The organism is Kitasatospora sp. NPDC056138 (assembly GCF_042264695.1).
GTDB lineage: Bacteria > Actinomycetota > Actinomycetes > Streptomycetales > Streptomycetaceae > Kitasatospora.
In genome coordinates this window covers 80,887-96,297 of the sequence record NZ_JBHJVK010000007.1, presented here as the reverse complement: position 1 = coordinate 96,297, position 15,411 = coordinate 80,887, and the positions used below count along the sequence as shown (strand labels likewise).

Here is a 15,411-nt window from a genome sequence, read left to right as displayed (position 1 = left end):
GCCAACCCACCAACCCGCCAGCCCACCAACCCGCCAGCCCGCCAACCCGCAGGCCCCCGCAGGCTCGCCCCCGCTGCACCGCCCCGCAGGACTCCCCCTGCGGGGCGGCTCGGTCAGCTGCGGGCCAGGCCCAGGGCGTACGGGAGCCAGAAGTCCCCCGCCTTGGGCTCACCCCGGCCGCAGTCACCGTCGGACTCCCCGGGGTTCTTGATCCAGAGGTAGGCGTCCACACCCGGCCGCCCGGTCGCGGTGGTCGGGGTCTCCCCCAGGGCCCGTCCGGAGGGGTTGCACCAGTCGCGGTCCCCGAGCGGACCGTTGCCGTTGCGACTGGTGTCGATCACATAGCGCTTGCCGCCGAGCAGTGCGGACAACCGGTCGCCGTACGCCGAACTCTGCTCGGTGGTGTAGAAGTTGGAGACGTTGACGGAGAATCCGTCGGCCGCCGCGATCCCGGCGGCGCGCAGCGCACCGGCCAGCCGGTCCAGGTCCTTGAGCCAGCCCGCGTTGCCCGCGTCGAGGTAGACCCGCACCCGGGGCTGCTTCTTCAGCTCCTGCACCGCGTACGTCAGCAGTTCGTAGCGTTCGGTGGCGGCCGCCGCGGTGACCCCGCAGCCGTCCAGGGTGTGCGCGACGGCGTCCGGCTCCAGGACCACCCAGGCGGCGCGGTCGGCCAGCCCGGCGGCGAGCTGGTCGATCCAGGCCCGGTACGCGGACGCGTCGGCAGCGCCGCCAGCCGAGAACCGGCCGCAGTCGCGGTGCGGTATGTCATAGGCGACGATCAGCGCGGTCCGCCCCACCGCGGCGGCCCGGACGGTGAGGTCCTCGGCCTTGGCGCGGACGTCCTGGCCGCCCAGCCAGAGCGCGGACGGCTGGTCGGCGATCCGGGTCAGGGTCTCGGCCTCCGCACCCGTCGTCCTAGCCAACTCCCGGGCGGCGGAGGTCTGGTCGGAGACGTAGAAGGACTGCCCCGGCTGCTGCGCAGGCAACCCGGGCCGCCCCTGGGCCGGCGGCGGTTTCGCGCCCCCCGACGCCGCACCGCCGCACCCGGCCACCGCACCCACCGACAGGGCGGCCAGCGCGGCCGCCGTCATCACTCGCCACCCCAGGCGCCCCACGGCTGCCCCTCCCCACCTTCACGGTCGGCACCAGCTTCGCACAGCCGGTGCCGACCGCGGCGGCAACGCCAACAAGTGTGCGGCAGCGGTGCGTTGGGGTGTAAGGCGGCAGTGTCAGGCGGACGCGAGGTCCGGCACCCGCCAGTCGATCGGCTCCGACCCGAAGCCCACCAGCGCCTCGTTGATCTGCGAGAACGGACGGCTGCCGAAGAACAGCTTGGCCGACAGCGGCGACGGGTGCGCACCCTGCACCACCACGTGGCGCGAGGTGTCGATCAGCGGCAGCTTCTTCTTGGCGTAGTTGCCCCAGAGCACGAAGACGCAGGGCTCCTCACGGTCGCTGACCGCCTTGATCACCGCGTCGGTGAACTTCTCCCAGCCCTTGCCCTTGTGCGAGTTGGCCTCGTGGGCGCGGACCGTCAGCACCGCGTTGAGCAGCAGCACGCCCTGCTCGGCCCAGTGCATCAGGTAGCCGTTGTCCGGTGCCGGGACGCCGAGGTCGGCGTTCAGCTCCTTGAAGATGTTCCGCAGCGAGGGCGGGGTCTTGGTGCCGGGCAGCACCGAGAAGCTCATACCGTGCGCCTGGCCGTCGTCGTGGTACGGGTCCTGGCCGAGCACCAGCACCCGGACACCCCGGTACGGCGTGGCCTCCAGCGCGGAGAACTCCTGCCCGCTCGGCGGGAAGACCTGGTGCTCGGCCCGCTGCGCCGCCACGAAGGCGGAGAGCTCGGCGAAGTACGGCTTCTCCAACTCCCCCGCCAGCGCTTCGCGCCAGGACTCCGGCACCTCGAACTCCGTGCCCACGGCCACCTCAGCCAGCTCCGTCACGACTCAACCTCCCACCGGGCCAGGGGCAGCACTCGGCTGCGCGCCCTGACCGCACGTCCACTTCCACCGAGAACGCTACACAGCCCCACCGACAGCCGGCGGCGCCAGCCCGCTCGGGGGATTCGGGGGATTCGGGGAAGTTCGGGGAAGGAGCCGCACTGCCCCACCCCGAACCCTGCCGCTGCCTCGACGCTGCCCCGGCCCCCGGCCCCCGGCCGACCGTCGCCGCCACCGCCGCCGGCTCCCGATACCCGCGGTCGCAGTCGGCATCGCAGTCGCAGTCGGCGTCGGCGTCGGCGTCGGCGTCGGCGGTGACGGTGACGGTGACGGTGACGGTGACGGTGGCTAGATCAGCTCGATCAGGTCCGCGATCGACTTGACCACCCGGCCCGGCCGGTACGGGTAACGCTCGACGTCGGCCGCGCCGGTGAGCCCGGTGAGCACCAGGATGGTCTCCATGCCGGCCTCCATGCCCGCCACGATGTCGGTGTCCATCCGGTCGCCGATCATCACGGCGGACTCGGAGTGCGCACCGGCGGTGTTCAGCGCCTCGCGCATCATCAGCGGGTTGGGCTTGCCGACGAAGTACGGCTCGACACCGGTCGCCTTGGTTATCAGCGCCGCGACCGAGCCGGTGGCCGGGAGGACGCCCTCGGTGGAGGGCCCGGTCTCGTCCGGGTTGGTGCAGATGAACCTGGCGCCCGCGTTGATCAGCCGGATCGCCTTGGTCAGCGCCTCGAAGCTGTAGGTGCGGGTCTCGCCGAGCACGACGTAGTCCGGGTTGTTGTCGGTCAGCACATAACCGGCCTGGTAGAGCGCGGTGGTGAGACCGGCCTCACCGATGACGTACGCGGTGCCGCCGGGGCGCTGGCCCTTGAGGAACTTCGCGGTCGCCAGCGCGGAGGTCCAGATGCACTCCTCCGGCACCTCCAGGCCCATCCCGGCCAGGCGGGCACTCAGGTCCCGCGGGGTGTAGATCGAGTTGTTGGTCAGCACCAGGAACGGCTTGCCCGACTCCCGCAGGCGGCGGAGGAACTCCTCCGCGCCCGGGATCGGCGTGCCCTCGTGGATGAGGACGCCGTCCATGTCGGTCAGCCAGGACTCGATGGGCTTGCGGTCTGCCACGTGCGTTTCTCCAGAGATCGTGCGGTGGTCGTCCGGGCGGCATCCGGCCCGGACGGAACTGCGGACCCCGCCGCCGGGCACAACCGGACGGTCGGGGGTGCTACTGGCTGCCCCAACGGCTCCAGCCTAATCCGCACGCGTGCTCGACGGCAGTGCGTCCCGGCCACCGGACTCGCGCTGTGCACCGGCCGTACCCGAAGCCTTCATCCGCGCCGTCCGGGACGCCGCCGCCTCAACGGAGGCTTAAGCCGCCCCTAAGCGGGCCGACTTCGCGTCAACTGCCCCACCGGGCACGGATAGCGTGCCGGAAGAGCGATCCCCCACCGCTCGGGCACCACCCGAGGTGTCTCCCGACCGAGCGCACCGAGCACGTAGTCCCGTCCCACCCGAAGGAGCGTCCCCCACCATGTCTGCCCGCCGCACCACCACCGTCGGCGCCCTGGCACTGGCCGGCTGCGCCCTGGCCGGAGCCCTCGGCTCCGGCACCGCGTACGCGCACGGCTCGATGCAGAACCCGCTCAGCCGGGTCGAAGGCTGCTACCTGGAAGGCCCCGAGGCGCCGAAGTCGGATGCCTGCAAGGCCGCCATCGCACTCGGCGGCACCCAGGCCATGTACGACTGGAACGGTGTACGGATCGGCAACGCCGCGGGGCAGCACCGGCAGCTGATCCCGGACGGCCGCCTGTGCAGCGCCAACAACACCGAGTTCGCGGGTCTCGACCTGCCGCGCACCGACTGGCCCGCCACCAACCTCACCTCGGGCGCCGACTTCACCTTCCGGTTCCGTGCCACGGCGCCGCACCGGGGCACCTTCCAGCTGTTCATCACCAACGGCAGCTACAACCCGGCCCAGCCGCTGAGCTGGTCCGACCTGGAGTCCACGCCGTTCCTGACGATCACCGACCCCCAGCTGGTGGACGGCCAGTACGTGCTGCCCGGCAAGATCCCGGCGGGGAAGACCGGCCGTCAGCTGATCTACGCGATCTGGCAGCGCTCGGACAGCCCGGAGGCGTTCTACTCCTGCTCGGACGTGGTCTTCGACGGCTCCGGCCACACTGCGGGCACCGCGGCCGTACCGGCCTCCGACAGCGGCGTGAAGCATGTGCACGACGCCGCGGGCCCGGCACAGCAGGCACCGGCGGCTCCCCAGGCGGGCTCCGTCAAGGCCGGCTCCGACAAGGCGGGCTCCGTCGGCGCCACGCCGGTCACCGCCCCGGTCGCCGCAGCAGTCGCCGCTCCGGCCGCTACTCAGGCCACCGCTCCCGGGCAGGCCGCCGCCCAGACCCAGGCCGCGGGCCAGCCGGCCGCCGAACAGCTCGCCCAGACCGGTACCGGCCGCGCGACCGGCCTGATGGTCGCGGTCGGGGCCTCCTTCCTGCTCGCCGGCGGCACCGTCGCCCACCTCAACCGCCGCCGCCGCGCCGCCGGAGCGCATGTCCGCTGAGCCCCACACCGAACCACCCGCGCGGGACCCCTCGAACCGGACACGCGCACCGAACCGTACGCACGGAACCACCTTCACCGAACCGGTAGTTCACCCTCGACCCCCGGGTACCGGCCGCGCCCGCGATCCCCCCTCCCCGGCGCACCCGGTACCCGGGCCCACCCTCTTCGCCGGTCCGCGGACACGGCCCCGCCCCGGGCGCGGCCGTGTCCGCGGACCGGCGGCCGCGTGATTGAGTAGGGGCATGAGCAGCACGTCCCGCCCCCCGTTCCGCGTCGGTCTGGTCGGCTACGGCCTGGCCGGCTCCGCCTTCCACGCCCCGCTGATCGCCGCGACCCCCGGCCTCCGGCTGGACGCGGTGGTCACCGCCAACCCCGAGCGCCGGGCGCAGCTGCACCGCGAGCACCCCGGCGCCCGCCCGCTGGACACGCCCGAACAGCTGCTCGCCGAGGCGGACCGGTTCGACCTGGTGGTGATCGCCTCACCCAACCGCACCCACGTCCCGCTCGCCCGGGCCGCCCTGGACGCCGGCCTGCCGACCGTGGTGGACAAGCCGCTCGCCGCCACCGCCGCCGAGGCGCGTGAACTCTGCGAGCTGTCGGCCCGGACCGGGGTGCTGCTCTCGGTGTTCCAGAACCGCCGTTGGGACGGCGACTTCCTGACCGCGCGCCGACTGGTGGAGTCGGGTGCGCTGGGCCGGGTGCACCGCTTCGAGTCCCGCTTCGAGCGGTTCCGCCCGAAGCCCAAGGCGGGCTGGCGCGAACTGGCCGACCCGGCCGAGGCCGGCGGCACGCTGTACGACCTGGGCAGCCACCTGGTGGACCAGGCGCTCGCGCTGTTCGGCCCGGTGGAGACGGTGTACGCCGAGGTCGACGTCCGGCGGGACGGCGCGGTGGTGGACGACGACGCCTTCCTCGCCCTGACCCACACCGGCGGCGTCCGCTCGCAGCTGTGGACCAGCGCACTGGCACCGCTGGCCGGCCCGCGCCTGCGGGTGCTCGGCGACACGGCCGGGTACGTGAAGTCCGGCATGGACCCGCAGGAGGGCGACCTGCGCGCCGGCCGCCGCCCGGACGACGGTGGAGCCTGGGGCGCGGACAACCCGGCCGCGTACGGCACCCTCGGCACCGACGAGTCCGCCGTGCGGATCCCCACCGACCTGGGCGACTACCCCGCCTACTACGCCGGTGTCGCCGCCGCTCTGGCCGACGGCACCCCGCCGCCGGTCGACCCCCGTGACGCCGTCGCCGCCCTCGCCGTCCTGGAGGCCGCCCGGGCCTCCGCCGCCACCGGCACGGTGGTCCGGCTCCCGTAGCCGTCCGGGAACAGCAGTCCGGGAACAGCTCTCCGCGAACAGCTCCCGTGAACGGCCTCCCGGCGAACGGCTCTCCGCGAACGGCCTCCCGGCGAATCCGGTCGAAAGGCCCCGTCCAGCGGCACGGCCACCGCTCGTACGGTTCCCCGCACTTGGCCGCAGTTCCTCGCCCTTGCGGGACCGCGTCGCGTACGATCGCCGCTGAGTGCCCGTTCACCGCCCGAGGAGGTCCGCAGTGCCGTTTGTCGCCGTACTGCTCGGCCTGCTCCGGGTGTTGACCGGTGAGCTGCTCACCGGCCCCGCTGGCCTGACGGCCGTGGCCGCCGCCGCGACCCTGGTGCTGTTGGCCGGTGTCGCCGCCGGCGTGCTGGCCACCGGGCGCCGGCTCGGGGCGCGCGCCCCGGCGATCGTCCGGTCCGGGGCACTGCGCAGGCGCGCGTTCCGGACCGCCTTCCTTCCTCAGCGTGATCCGGACGCCCGGGGCCGACGCCGCCCCAGGGCGCCGGGCGCGGCCCTGGCGGCCGCGTAACTCCCGCTCCCTCCTGGAGCGTTGACCCGCCATGGCCCTGCGCGGCCGCCCTCCGCCGACCTCTCATCCCACGAGACCCCGGAGGGCTCGCTCCCCATGTCCGTTTTCGCCTTGCTCGACCCTGCCGTACAGCTGGCCCACGACGCCGTCTCGGCGCTCGCCGCCGTGGTGCCGACCGCGCTCGCGATCGTCCTCTTCACCGTCGGCGTGCGACTGGCGCTGCACCCGCTCGCCCGCGCCGCCGCACGCGGTCAGAAGGCCCAGGCGCGGCTCGCCCCGAAGGTCGCCGAGCTGCGGCGCAGGCACGCCGAGCAGCCGGAGAAGCTGCAGGCCGCGCTGACCGAGCTGTACCGCGAGGAGAAGGCGTCGCCGTTCGCGGGCTGCCTGCCGATGCTGGCGCAGGCCCCGTTCTTCTCGGTGATGTACCGGCTGTTCACCACGCCCAACGACCTGCTGCACCACACCGTGGCCGGTGTTCCGCTCGGGCTGCACGTGGACGCCGCGCACGGCCAGGGCCAGTTGCTGGTGTTCGGCCTGCTGTACCTGGCCCTGGCCGCCGTCGGCTTCGTGTCGTTCCGCCATGCCCGCCGGGCGGTGGCGGACCCGGCGGCGCCCGGTGCGGCGCTGATGCCGTACCTCTCGTTCGGCACCGTGCTGTTCGCCGCGCTGGTGCCGCTCGCGGCGGGGATCTACCTGCTCACCACCACCGCGTGGAGCGTCGCCGAGCGCGCCTGGCTGCACCGGGACAGCCGTCCGGTTCAGCCCCTGGCGGTCCAGCCCGCGAGGTAGGCGTCGATCTCGCCGGTCAGCCTGGCCTTGCCGCTCTCGTCCAGGAAGGACGCCTCGACGGCGTTCCTGGCGAGGGCGGCGACCCCGGTCTCGTCCAGGCCGAGCAGGCGGGCTGCGACGGCGTACTCGGTGTTGAGGTCGGTGCCGAACATCGGCGGGTCGTCGCTGTTGACCGTGACGAGCAGGCCGGCGTCGACCATCTGCCTGATCGGGTGCTCCTCGATCCGCTCGACGGCCCGGGTGGCGATGTTGGAGGTCGGGCAGACCTCCAGCGGGATGCGGTGCTCACCGAGGTAGTCCAGCAGCGCCGGGTCCTTGACCGCCTGGGTGCCGTGGCCGATCCGCTCGGCGCCGAGGACCCGGATCGCGTCCCAGACCGTCTCGGGACCGGTGGTCTCACCGGCGTGCGGGACACTGCGCAGGCCGGCGGCCCGGGCCCGGTCGAAGTACGGCTTGAACTGCGGGCGCGGCACACCGATCTCCGGACCGCCGAGGCCGAAGCTGACCAGGCCCTCGGGGGCCAGCTCGACGGCCATCCGGGCGGTCTCCTCGGCGCTCGCCAGACCGGCCTCGCCGGGGATGTCGAAGCACCAGCGCAGCACGATGCCCAGGTCGCGCTCGGCCGAGATCCTGGCGTCCTCGATCGCCTCCATGAAGGCGACGTCCGGGATGCCCCGGTTGGTCGAGGAGTACGGGGTGACGGTCAGCTCGGCGTAGCGGATCTGCTGGCGGGCCATGTCCTCGGCGACGCCGTACGTCAGCGCGCGGACGTCCTCGGCGTCCTTGATCAGGTCGACCACGCTCAGGTAGACCTCGATGAAGTGCGCGAAGTCGGTGAAGGTGAAGTACTCGGCGAGCGCCGCCGGGTCGGCCGGCACCCTGCTCTTCCCCGCGTGCCGGGCAGCCAGCTCCGCGACCACCCGGGGCGAGGCCGAACCGACGTGGTGCACGTGCAGTTCCGCCTTCGGCATCCCCGCGATGAACGCCTCGATACCGCTCTTGCCCTCGGTCACCGGACACTTCCCTTCAGGTTGGTTCGATCCTGCATGCTAACCGCCGAACGCCACCGCCACGGTGTGGATCAGCAGCCCGGCCAGCGCACCGACCACCGTGCCGTTGATCCGGATGAACTGGAGGTCCCGTCCGACGTTGGCCTCGATCTTGCGCGAGGCGTCGTCCGCGTCCCAGCCGGCCACGGTCTCCGAGATCAGCGACGTGATCTCGGTCCGGTAGGTCTGCACCACGTACTGGGCGGCGTCCTGGAGCCAGCTGTCGGTCTTGGCCTGGAGCCGCCGGTCGGTGGCGAGGCGGCGGCCGAACGAGCCCAGCCCGGCCGCTATCCGGCGGCGCAGCTCGCTCTGCTCGTCCTCGGCGGCGGTCAGCACCAGCGTGCGGACGGCCGACCAGGAGGAGGCGATCAGGTCCTGCACCTCGGGGCGGGCCAGCAGGTCGGACTTGGCGCGCTCGACCCGGGCGATGATCGCGGGGTCGTGCTGGAGCTCGTCGGCGAAGTCGGCGAGGAAGTTGTCTATCGCGCCCCGGGCGGGGTGCTGCCGGTCGTCCCGGATGTCGGTGACGAAGCGCATCAGCTCCTTGTAGACCCGCTCGCCGACCTGGTGGTCGATGAACCTGGGGGTCCAGCCGGGCGTGCGCTGGGTGACCCGCTGCACGACCTCCTCGTGGTGCTCGGTCAGCCAGTCGTGCGCGCGGACCGCGATCAGGTCCACCACGCCCCGGTGGCCGCCGTCCGCGACCACCCTGCCGAGCAGGCGTCCGGCCGGTTCGGCGACCGAGGTGGCGGCGGCGCGCCTGGTCACGGCCTCGGCGACGACCGCCTGGACGTCGTCGTCGCGCAGCACGGCGAGGACGCCGCGCAGGGCGGCCGCCGTCTCCCGGGTGACCCGCTCGGCGCTGCCCGGCGCGGCCAGCCACTCGCCGAGCCGCCGGGCGATCCCGATCGCGGCCAGCCGCTCGCGCACCACCGCTCCGGACAGGAAGTTGTCGCCGACGAAGTCACCCAGCGACTTGCCGAAGGCGTCCTTCTTGGTCGGGATGATCGCGGTGTGCGGGATCGGCAGTCCGAACGGGCGGCGGAACAGCGCGGTGACGGCGAACCAGTCCGCCAGGGCGCCGACCATGCCGGCCTCGGCCGCCGCCGCGACGTACCCGGCCCAGGCACCGGCTCCCGCCGCCCCGGCCCAGGTCGCCAGGCCGAACACGACCGTCGCGAAGGCCAGCAGACCGGTCGCGATCGTCTTCATCCGCCGGACTCCCCGGCGCTTCTCCTCGTCGGCCGCGGTGAAGCTGACCCCGGAGGCCGTCCTGACCCTCTCTTCGACGCTCACCCGGACAGTCTGCCCCGCACGCCCCCGCCCCGGGCCCTCCACCCCGCCGAGTCCGGGTCGCCCCGGGGGCGCCCCCTTACGGGCAGCGCCCCCGGGGGGTGCCGCGTTTCGCGACGGGTCCCCACCCGCGCCGCCCGGGGGACGTGCGAAGCCGCGCGAGCGGAACGCCCTTCCCGCCCCTGGAGCGCTGGGACGACGAGTTGCCCGCGGCCGCCCCGGGGTTGGCGCCCCGCGCCCGTGGCGGCACGGCCCGGCCGCCCACCGGGCCTGGGGTCAGCCCCCGCCGCCGAGGACAATGCGGCGGACACCGTCCCACCGGGCCGGATCAGTCACCCGGCGGCCGTCCAGCAGGACCCGGATGCCGGGGAAGTCCGCCGCGGAGAGCTCGCGGTACTCGGGGTGGTCCGCCTGCACCACCACGGCGGCCACCGGCTCGCCCTGGTACGGCGGCAGTCCGAGCGCGGTCAGCTCCGCCGCCGTGTAGAGCGGGTCGCTGACGTACGGCACCGCCCCGGCCGCCCGGACCGCCTCGACCAGCGGGAACACCCCGGAGTACGCGGTCTCCTTCACCCCGCCCCGGTACGCCGCGCCGAGCACCCGCACCCCGACCCCGGCGAGCGGCCCGAGCACGCCCTCCAGCAGCCCGACCGCGTACCCGGGCACGGTCTCGTTGGCCTCCCGGGCGACCCGGACGACACTCGCGTGCGGGTCGTTCCACAGGTACAACCTCGGATAGACCGGGATGCAGTGGCCGCCGACGGCGATACCGGGGCGGTGCAGGTGGCTGTACGGCTGCGAGTTGCACGCCTCGATCACTTCCGCGATGTCGACCCCGCAGCGGTCGGCGAAGCGCGCGAACTGGTTCACCAGAGCGATGTTGACGTCGCGGTAGGTGGTCTCGGCGAGCTTGGAGAACTCGGCCGCCTCCACCGAGTCGAGCGCCCAGACGCCGTTGCCGCGCGCCAGGTCGGGGCGCGGGTCGAAGTCGAGCACCGCCTGGTAGAACTCGACGCCCCGCCGGGTGGAGCGGGCGTCCAGTCCGCCGACCAGCTTCGGGTAGCGGCGCAGGTCGGCGAAGACCCGTCCGGTGCGCACCCGTTCGGGGCTGAACACCAGACCGAAGTCGCGTCCGGCCACCAGGCCCGAACCGGCCTCCAGGCACGGCGCCCAGCGGCCCCGGGTGCTGCCGACCGGCAGGGTGGTCTCGTAGCTGACCAGGGTGCCCCGGCGCAGCCCGGCCGCGACCGCGTCGGTGGCGGCGTCCAGCAGCGAGAAGTCCGGGGTGCCGTCGGCGGCGGTGACCAGGGGGACCACGATCACCACGGCCTGGGCCGTGCCGACGGCCGTCGCCGTGTCGGTGGTGGCGGTCAGCCGTCCGTCGGCCACCGACTGCTTGAGGCGGTCGGCGAGTTCGGCCTCCCGGGGGAACGGCGGCCGGCCGTCGTTGACCGTCCGCACCACCTCGGGGGAGATGTCCGCGCCGGTGACCCGGTGGCCCTTCCCCGCGTACTGCACTGCCAGCGGCAGGCCGATCTTGCCCAACCCGACCACGCAGATGTCCATACCGCTCACCCCTCGTCCGCTCGCGCGCCCGCCGGCGCACCGACCCGCGCACCGGCCGCACCGGCGTCGGCCGCCGCGCCCGCAACCGCAGCCGCCGGCACGCCCGCTCGCGCCGGCGGCCTTCGCCGGACCAGCCATCCCAGTCGGCGCCGCACCACCTTCCGCGCCCCCGGCGGCAGGCTCCGCATGACCCGCCGCCGCAGTCCGGCCGGCCACCCGCCGTCGGGGCCGGCCCCGCCCAGCGCGAACAGCTCGTCCGGCAGGCGCGGTCGACGACTGCGGAAGAGGGGGTACCCGGCGTACTCGCGACCGCGCCGGCGGACCGGCGGCGGGGTGCCGTTGGCGAGCTCGTACTCGATCACGCCGCGCAGAGCGGCGAGTTCACCGCGCCGGGCCAGGGCCAGTCGCAGCCGGTCGCCGACCGGCAGGCGGGTGAGCAGCTCGGGGGTGCAGAAGTCGTCCAGCAGTCCGGCGATGCCAGCGCAGAGCTGCCGCTGCAGTGCCTGGTCCAGGTGCAGGAAGTCCGCCTGGAGCAACTGCGGCACCTCCCAGCCGAAGTGGCGGCTGCGGATGGCGTCCCGCACGGGCCCGGGGCCGGTGAGGCGTTCGACGACCTCCTGGATCGCCCGCACGCCCCGCAACCGGTCCAGCGGACCGGCGCGGTGGGTGACGTTGCTGCGGTCCCGGCGCAGGACCAGGTGGTAGTAGTCGTAGTCGGCGAGGACGGAGACCCGTTCGGCGCGCAGCAGGGCTTCCAGCGTGAACGGCTGGTCGCTGTGGACGGGGAGGTCCTCCAGCCTGCGCAGGCCGTGGCGTTGCAGCAGGTCGCGGCGGAAGAGCTTGGTGTCGGCGAGCGCCCAGGCGAGCGCCGAGTCGGTGAAGGTGACCTCGCGGGCGGTGCGCTCGAAGATGCCCTGCGGGACCAGCCGGCCGTTCTCGCCGACCTGTTTGGGCACCAGGACCTCGGACTCCCACCGGTCGGCGGCCTCGACCATGCGTTCCAGCGCCTCGGCCCCGAGCCAGTCGTCGGCGCCGAGGTAGAGCACGTAGCGTCCGGTGGCCTCGGCCGTCCCCCGGTTGGTGGGGTGGGCCGGGCCACCGGAGTTGGCCTGGTGCCTGACCTTGAAGAGGCCGGGGTGCCGGGTCGCGTACCGGTCGAGCTCCGCACCGCTGCCGTCGGTGGAGCCGTCGTCGACGGCGACGATCTCCATCCGCCGGTGGCCGATGCTCTGGCCGACCAGCGAGTCCAGGCAGGCGGTGAGGTACGGCATGGTGTTGTAGACCGCGATCACCACGCTGACGTCTGGTGGTTCCGACTGCCGTGCAGTCCCTCGGGAGGTCGTTGCCCCTCGTGAAGTCACAAGGGAGTCAACGCCGTTGCCCGCCCCGGGGTCACTGCCCCGTCACCCCGATGGCCTAGGCGGATCGTCTTGCCGACGCCCGGGGGGCTGTCCGCCGTTGACCGGCGGGAGGGGCGGGCCGGCACCGGCGGCGCAGGCGCACGCCCCCGGCGGGGAGGCTCAGCCGATGGCCACCTCCGCGTACATCCGGGCGATGACGTCCTCGATGGCGGGCTCGCGGACCGAGAGGTCGGCGAGCGGGTAGCGGGAGGCGACGGCGGCGACGATCGGGGCGGCGCTCTCCTCGGCGGGGAAGGCCAGCCACTGGCGCGGGCCTTCGACCTTGACCACCCGGGCCCCGGCGACCTCGATCGCGGGCCCGGCCTCGGCGAGGTCGACCACCAGGGTGCGCTCGCTCCGGCCGGCGGCGTGGAGGCCGTCCTGGCTGCCGTCGTAGACCACCCGGCCGTGGTCGATCACCATCACCCGGCCGCACAGCTGCTCGATGTCGACCAGGTCGTGGGTGGTGAGCAGCACGGTGGTGCCCTGGTCCGTGTTGACCTCGCGCAGGAACTCCCGGACCCGGGCCTTGCTGACCACGTCGAGCCCGATGGTCGGCTCGTCCAGGTAGAGCACCTGGGGATCGTGCAGCAGCGCGGCGGCCAGGTCGCCGCGCATCCGCTGGCCGAGCGAGAGCTGGCGCACCGGGGTGTCCAGCAGTGCGCCCAGGTCGAGCAGTTCGACGCAGCGGTCGAGGTTGGCCCGGTAGCGGGCGTCGGGGATGCGGTAGATCCGCCGCGCCAGCTCGTACGAGTCGCGCAGGGGCAGGTCCCACCAGAGGGTGGTGCGTTGACCGAAGACCACGCCGATCCGGCGGGCCAGCCTGGCCCGTTCGCGGGCGGGGTCGACCCCGGCGACCCGCAGGCGTCCGCTGCTGGGGACCAGGATGCCGGTGAGCATCTTGATGGTGGTCGACTTGCCGGCGCCGTTCGGGCCGATGTATCCGACGCACTCGCCGGCGTCGATGCCGAAGGTGAGCCCGTCCACGGCGTGCACCTCGCGCTTCTCGCGGCGCAGCCGCCCGGCCCTGGTGCGGATGGTGAAGCTGCGCCGGACGTCCTGCAGTTCGATCAGGCTCATGGTTGCCTCTCCTGTCGGGGGTGGGTCAGTTGCCGGTGCCCCGGTACGCGCGCAGCCCGGCCCGCCAGGCCGCGGCGGCGGCGAGGACGCAGAGGGCGGCGGCGATCGGGGAGGCGTACTGGAAGGCGGTGGGCAGGCCGAGCGGGTCGGGCCGGTCGAGGATGCGCAGCGCGGGCAGCCAGTTGACGAAGGCCAGCGGTACGCCGAAGACGACCCCGGCCACCAGCTCCTTGGCGAAGATGGTGGGCGGGTAGTGGATCAGCGTGGCGCCGCCGTAGGTGAGGGAGTTCTGGAGCTCCCTGGCCTCGCCCCACCAGAACTGCAGGGTGGCGCCGCCGATGTAGACGGCGCTGAAGATCACGGTGCCGCAGACCAGCAGCAGCGGTACGAGCAGCAGCCGGTCGGCGGTCCAGTGCACCGGCAGCACGGTGAGCGACCAGACGAGGACGGCGGCGGCCTGGAGCGGGCGGCCGAGGCGGCGCAACGAGAAGCGCTCGGCGCAGAGTTGGGCGAGCGCGGGGGCGGGCCGGATCAGCATGGTGTCGAGGGTGCCGGTGCGGATCCGGTCCCCGAGGGCGTCCACACTGCCGACGAACAGGTTGGCCAGCCCCAGGCAGAGCCCCGACGTCCCGTACAGGAAGCCGAGTTCGGCCAGCGACCAGCCGCCGAGCCGGTCGGTGTGCTGGAACATCAGCAGCAGCACGACGAAGTCCAGCGAGGTCGCGGCGAGGCTGGCGGCGAGCATCAGGAAGAAGGAGGCCCGGTAGGCCATGGTGGCGCGGGTCCACATGGCGGCGACCAGCAACCAGGAGCGCAGCGCCCAGCGCACCCCGGCCGACCGTGTCCCGTCGGCGGGCAACAGCCGCTCGGGAGTGCGGGGTTCAGCCACCCTGGACCACCACCTTGCGGGTTGCGAGCAGCTGGGCGGCGCGCCCCGCGGTGAGCAGCAGGAGCGCCCAGAGGAGCTGGAAGCCGAGTCCGGTGAGCACGGCGAAGCCGGAGCGGCGCTCCAGCAGGATGTCGGTGGGGATCTGGATCAGTGCCGCCCAGGGCAGCACGTGGGCGAGTTCGCCGAGCCAACCGGGGAAGAGTCCGATCGGCAGCAGCATCCCGGAGAAGAACATCGCGACCACCAGCATCACCGCCCGGATGCCCTCGGAGTCGTGCAGCCAGAAGCCGGTGAGCGAGACCAGGAAGCGCAGTCCGAAGCTGACCACCACGGCGAGCAGGACGGCGAGCAGGAAGACCGCCCAGACCAGCGGGTCGGTGGGCAGGGCGAGGGTGAAGGCCAGCGCGCCCGCGAGGGTGGGCAGCACGCCCCGGGCGAACAGGTGGAAGGCGGCCCGGCCGAGGTCGGTGGCCAGCCACCAGCCCTGGAAGTCCACCGGGCGGTAGAGGTCGATGGCGATGTCCCCGGTGCGGAACCGCTCCTGGACCTCGTCCTGGAAGCCGCCGCCCCAGACCGCGACGGTGACCAGCAGCGACTGGCTGATCCAGATGTAGGTGACGGCCTGGGCGCTGTCGTAGCCGCCGAGTCCCGGCCTGGCCTGCCAGAGGGCGAGGAAGGTGTAGGCGAGGATGAAGCCGAAGACGGTGTTGGTGACGGCACCCGCGATGGTGGCGGCGCGGTAGGTGGAGTAGCGGCGGAACGCGCCCTCGGCGATGGCCAGGTAGAGCCGTCCGGCCTGTCGCCGCCCGGCCGGGCCCGGCCCTCCGCTCTCCGGTCCGGGCCGAGCACGGCTGCCTGCGGCGACATCCACAGAGGTATCCATATTGTCTCCTTGTCGACTTTTCATGGCGCGGTACTCGGCGGCTCTCCACATGCACACGCGCAGCGGCGACCGGCTCCGACCGGCGGACCCCCGGGGGTGGCGGGGC

Annotated in this window: 14 protein-coding genes; 4 read left to right on the top strand and 10 right to left on the bottom strand. The window is 73.5% G+C overall.

The features are described from left to right. Positions 1-113: 113 nt before the first annotated feature. From ACFC1R_RS07430 to ACFC1R_RS07420, 3 genes are all read right to left on the bottom strand, one after another. Entirely contained in the window at positions 114-1,115 is a 1,002-nt protein-coding gene (locus ACFC1R_RS07430; protein ID WP_375934197.1) for a glycoside hydrolase family 6 protein, read from the bottom strand. A 114-nt stretch (positions 1,116-1,229) separates the two neighbouring features. Continuing rightward, positions 1,230-1,943 (bottom strand): uracil-DNA glycosylase, encoded by a 714-nt coding sequence (locus ACFC1R_RS07425; protein WP_375934194.1) that lies wholly within the window; start codon positions 1,941-1,943, stop codon positions 1,230-1,232. A gap of 345 nt (positions 1,944-2,288) precedes the next feature. Further along, complete coding sequence (locus ACFC1R_RS07420; protein ID WP_375934191.1) at positions 2,289-3,068, bottom strand: HAD-IIA family hydrolase; 780 nt, start codon at positions 3,066-3,068, stop codon at positions 2,289-2,291. A 406-nt stretch (positions 3,069-3,474) separates the two neighbouring features. On the opposite strand from ACFC1R_RS07420, the gene ACFC1R_RS07415 reads away from it, so the two are divergent. From ACFC1R_RS07415 to ACFC1R_RS07400, 4 genes are all read left to right on the top strand, one after another. After that, entirely contained in the window at positions 3,475-4,512 is a 1,038-nt protein-coding gene (locus ACFC1R_RS07415; protein WP_375934188.1) for a lytic polysaccharide monooxygenase, read from the top strand. A 244-nt stretch (positions 4,513-4,756) separates the two neighbouring features. Further along, entirely contained in the window at positions 4,757-5,827 is a 1,071-nt protein-coding gene (locus ACFC1R_RS07410; RefSeq protein ID WP_375934185.1) for a Gfo/Idh/MocA family oxidoreductase, read from the top strand. A gap of 235 nt (positions 5,828-6,062) precedes the next feature. After that, on the top strand, positions 6,063-6,356 hold the full coding sequence (locus ACFC1R_RS07405; protein WP_375934183.1) for a DUF6412 domain-containing protein: 294 nt from the start codon (positions 6,063-6,065) through the stop codon (positions 6,354-6,356). A 96-nt stretch (positions 6,357-6,452) separates the two neighbouring features. Continuing rightward, positions 6,453-7,145: a YidC/Oxa1 family membrane protein insertase gene (locus ACFC1R_RS07400; protein WP_375934180.1), complete on the top strand. Its 693-nt coding sequence runs from the start codon at positions 6,453-6,455 to the stop codon at positions 7,143-7,145. Here ACFC1R_RS07400 and ACFC1R_RS07395 read toward each other — a convergent pair. The 7 genes from ACFC1R_RS07395 to ACFC1R_RS07365 form a co-directional block, all read right to left on the bottom strand. Next, positions 7,115-8,116, bottom strand: a complete 1,002-nt coding sequence (locus tag ACFC1R_RS07395; protein WP_375934401.1) for an adenosine deaminase — start codon at positions 8,114-8,116, stop codon at positions 7,115-7,117. The two genes, ACFC1R_RS07400 and ACFC1R_RS07395, sit on opposite strands and share 31 nt — an antisense overlap. A 78-nt stretch (positions 8,117-8,194) precedes the next feature. Continuing rightward, complete coding sequence (locus ACFC1R_RS07390; RefSeq protein ID WP_375934177.1) at positions 8,195-9,490, bottom strand: DUF445 domain-containing protein; 1,296 nt, start codon at positions 9,488-9,490, stop codon at positions 8,195-8,197. A 273-nt stretch (positions 9,491-9,763) separates the two neighbouring features. Continuing rightward, positions 9,764-11,053: a nucleotide sugar dehydrogenase gene (locus ACFC1R_RS07385; RefSeq protein WP_375934174.1), complete on the bottom strand. Its 1,290-nt coding sequence runs from the start codon at positions 11,051-11,053 to the stop codon at positions 9,764-9,766. A 5-nt stretch (positions 11,054-11,058) separates the two neighbouring features. Further along, entirely contained in the window at positions 11,059-12,348 is a 1,290-nt protein-coding gene (locus ACFC1R_RS07380) for a glycosyltransferase family 2 protein (protein ID WP_375934171.1), read from the bottom strand. 225 nt (positions 12,349-12,573) lie between these two features. Continuing rightward, positions 12,574-13,533, bottom strand: coding sequence for an ATP-binding cassette domain-containing protein (locus ACFC1R_RS07375; protein WP_375934168.1), 960 nt, complete (start codon positions 13,531-13,533; stop codon positions 12,574-12,576). A 25-nt stretch (positions 13,534-13,558) separates the two neighbouring features. After that, complete coding sequence (locus tag ACFC1R_RS07370; RefSeq protein WP_375934165.1) at positions 13,559-14,422, bottom strand: ABC transporter permease; 864 nt, start codon at positions 14,420-14,422, stop codon at positions 13,559-13,561. Then, positions 14,415-15,305, bottom strand: a complete 891-nt coding sequence (locus tag ACFC1R_RS07365; protein WP_375934162.1) for an ABC transporter permease — start codon at positions 15,303-15,305, stop codon at positions 14,415-14,417. Before ACFC1R_RS07365 ends, ACFC1R_RS07370 begins: the two co-directional genes overlap by 8 nt. Positions 15,306-15,411 lie beyond the last annotated feature (106 nt).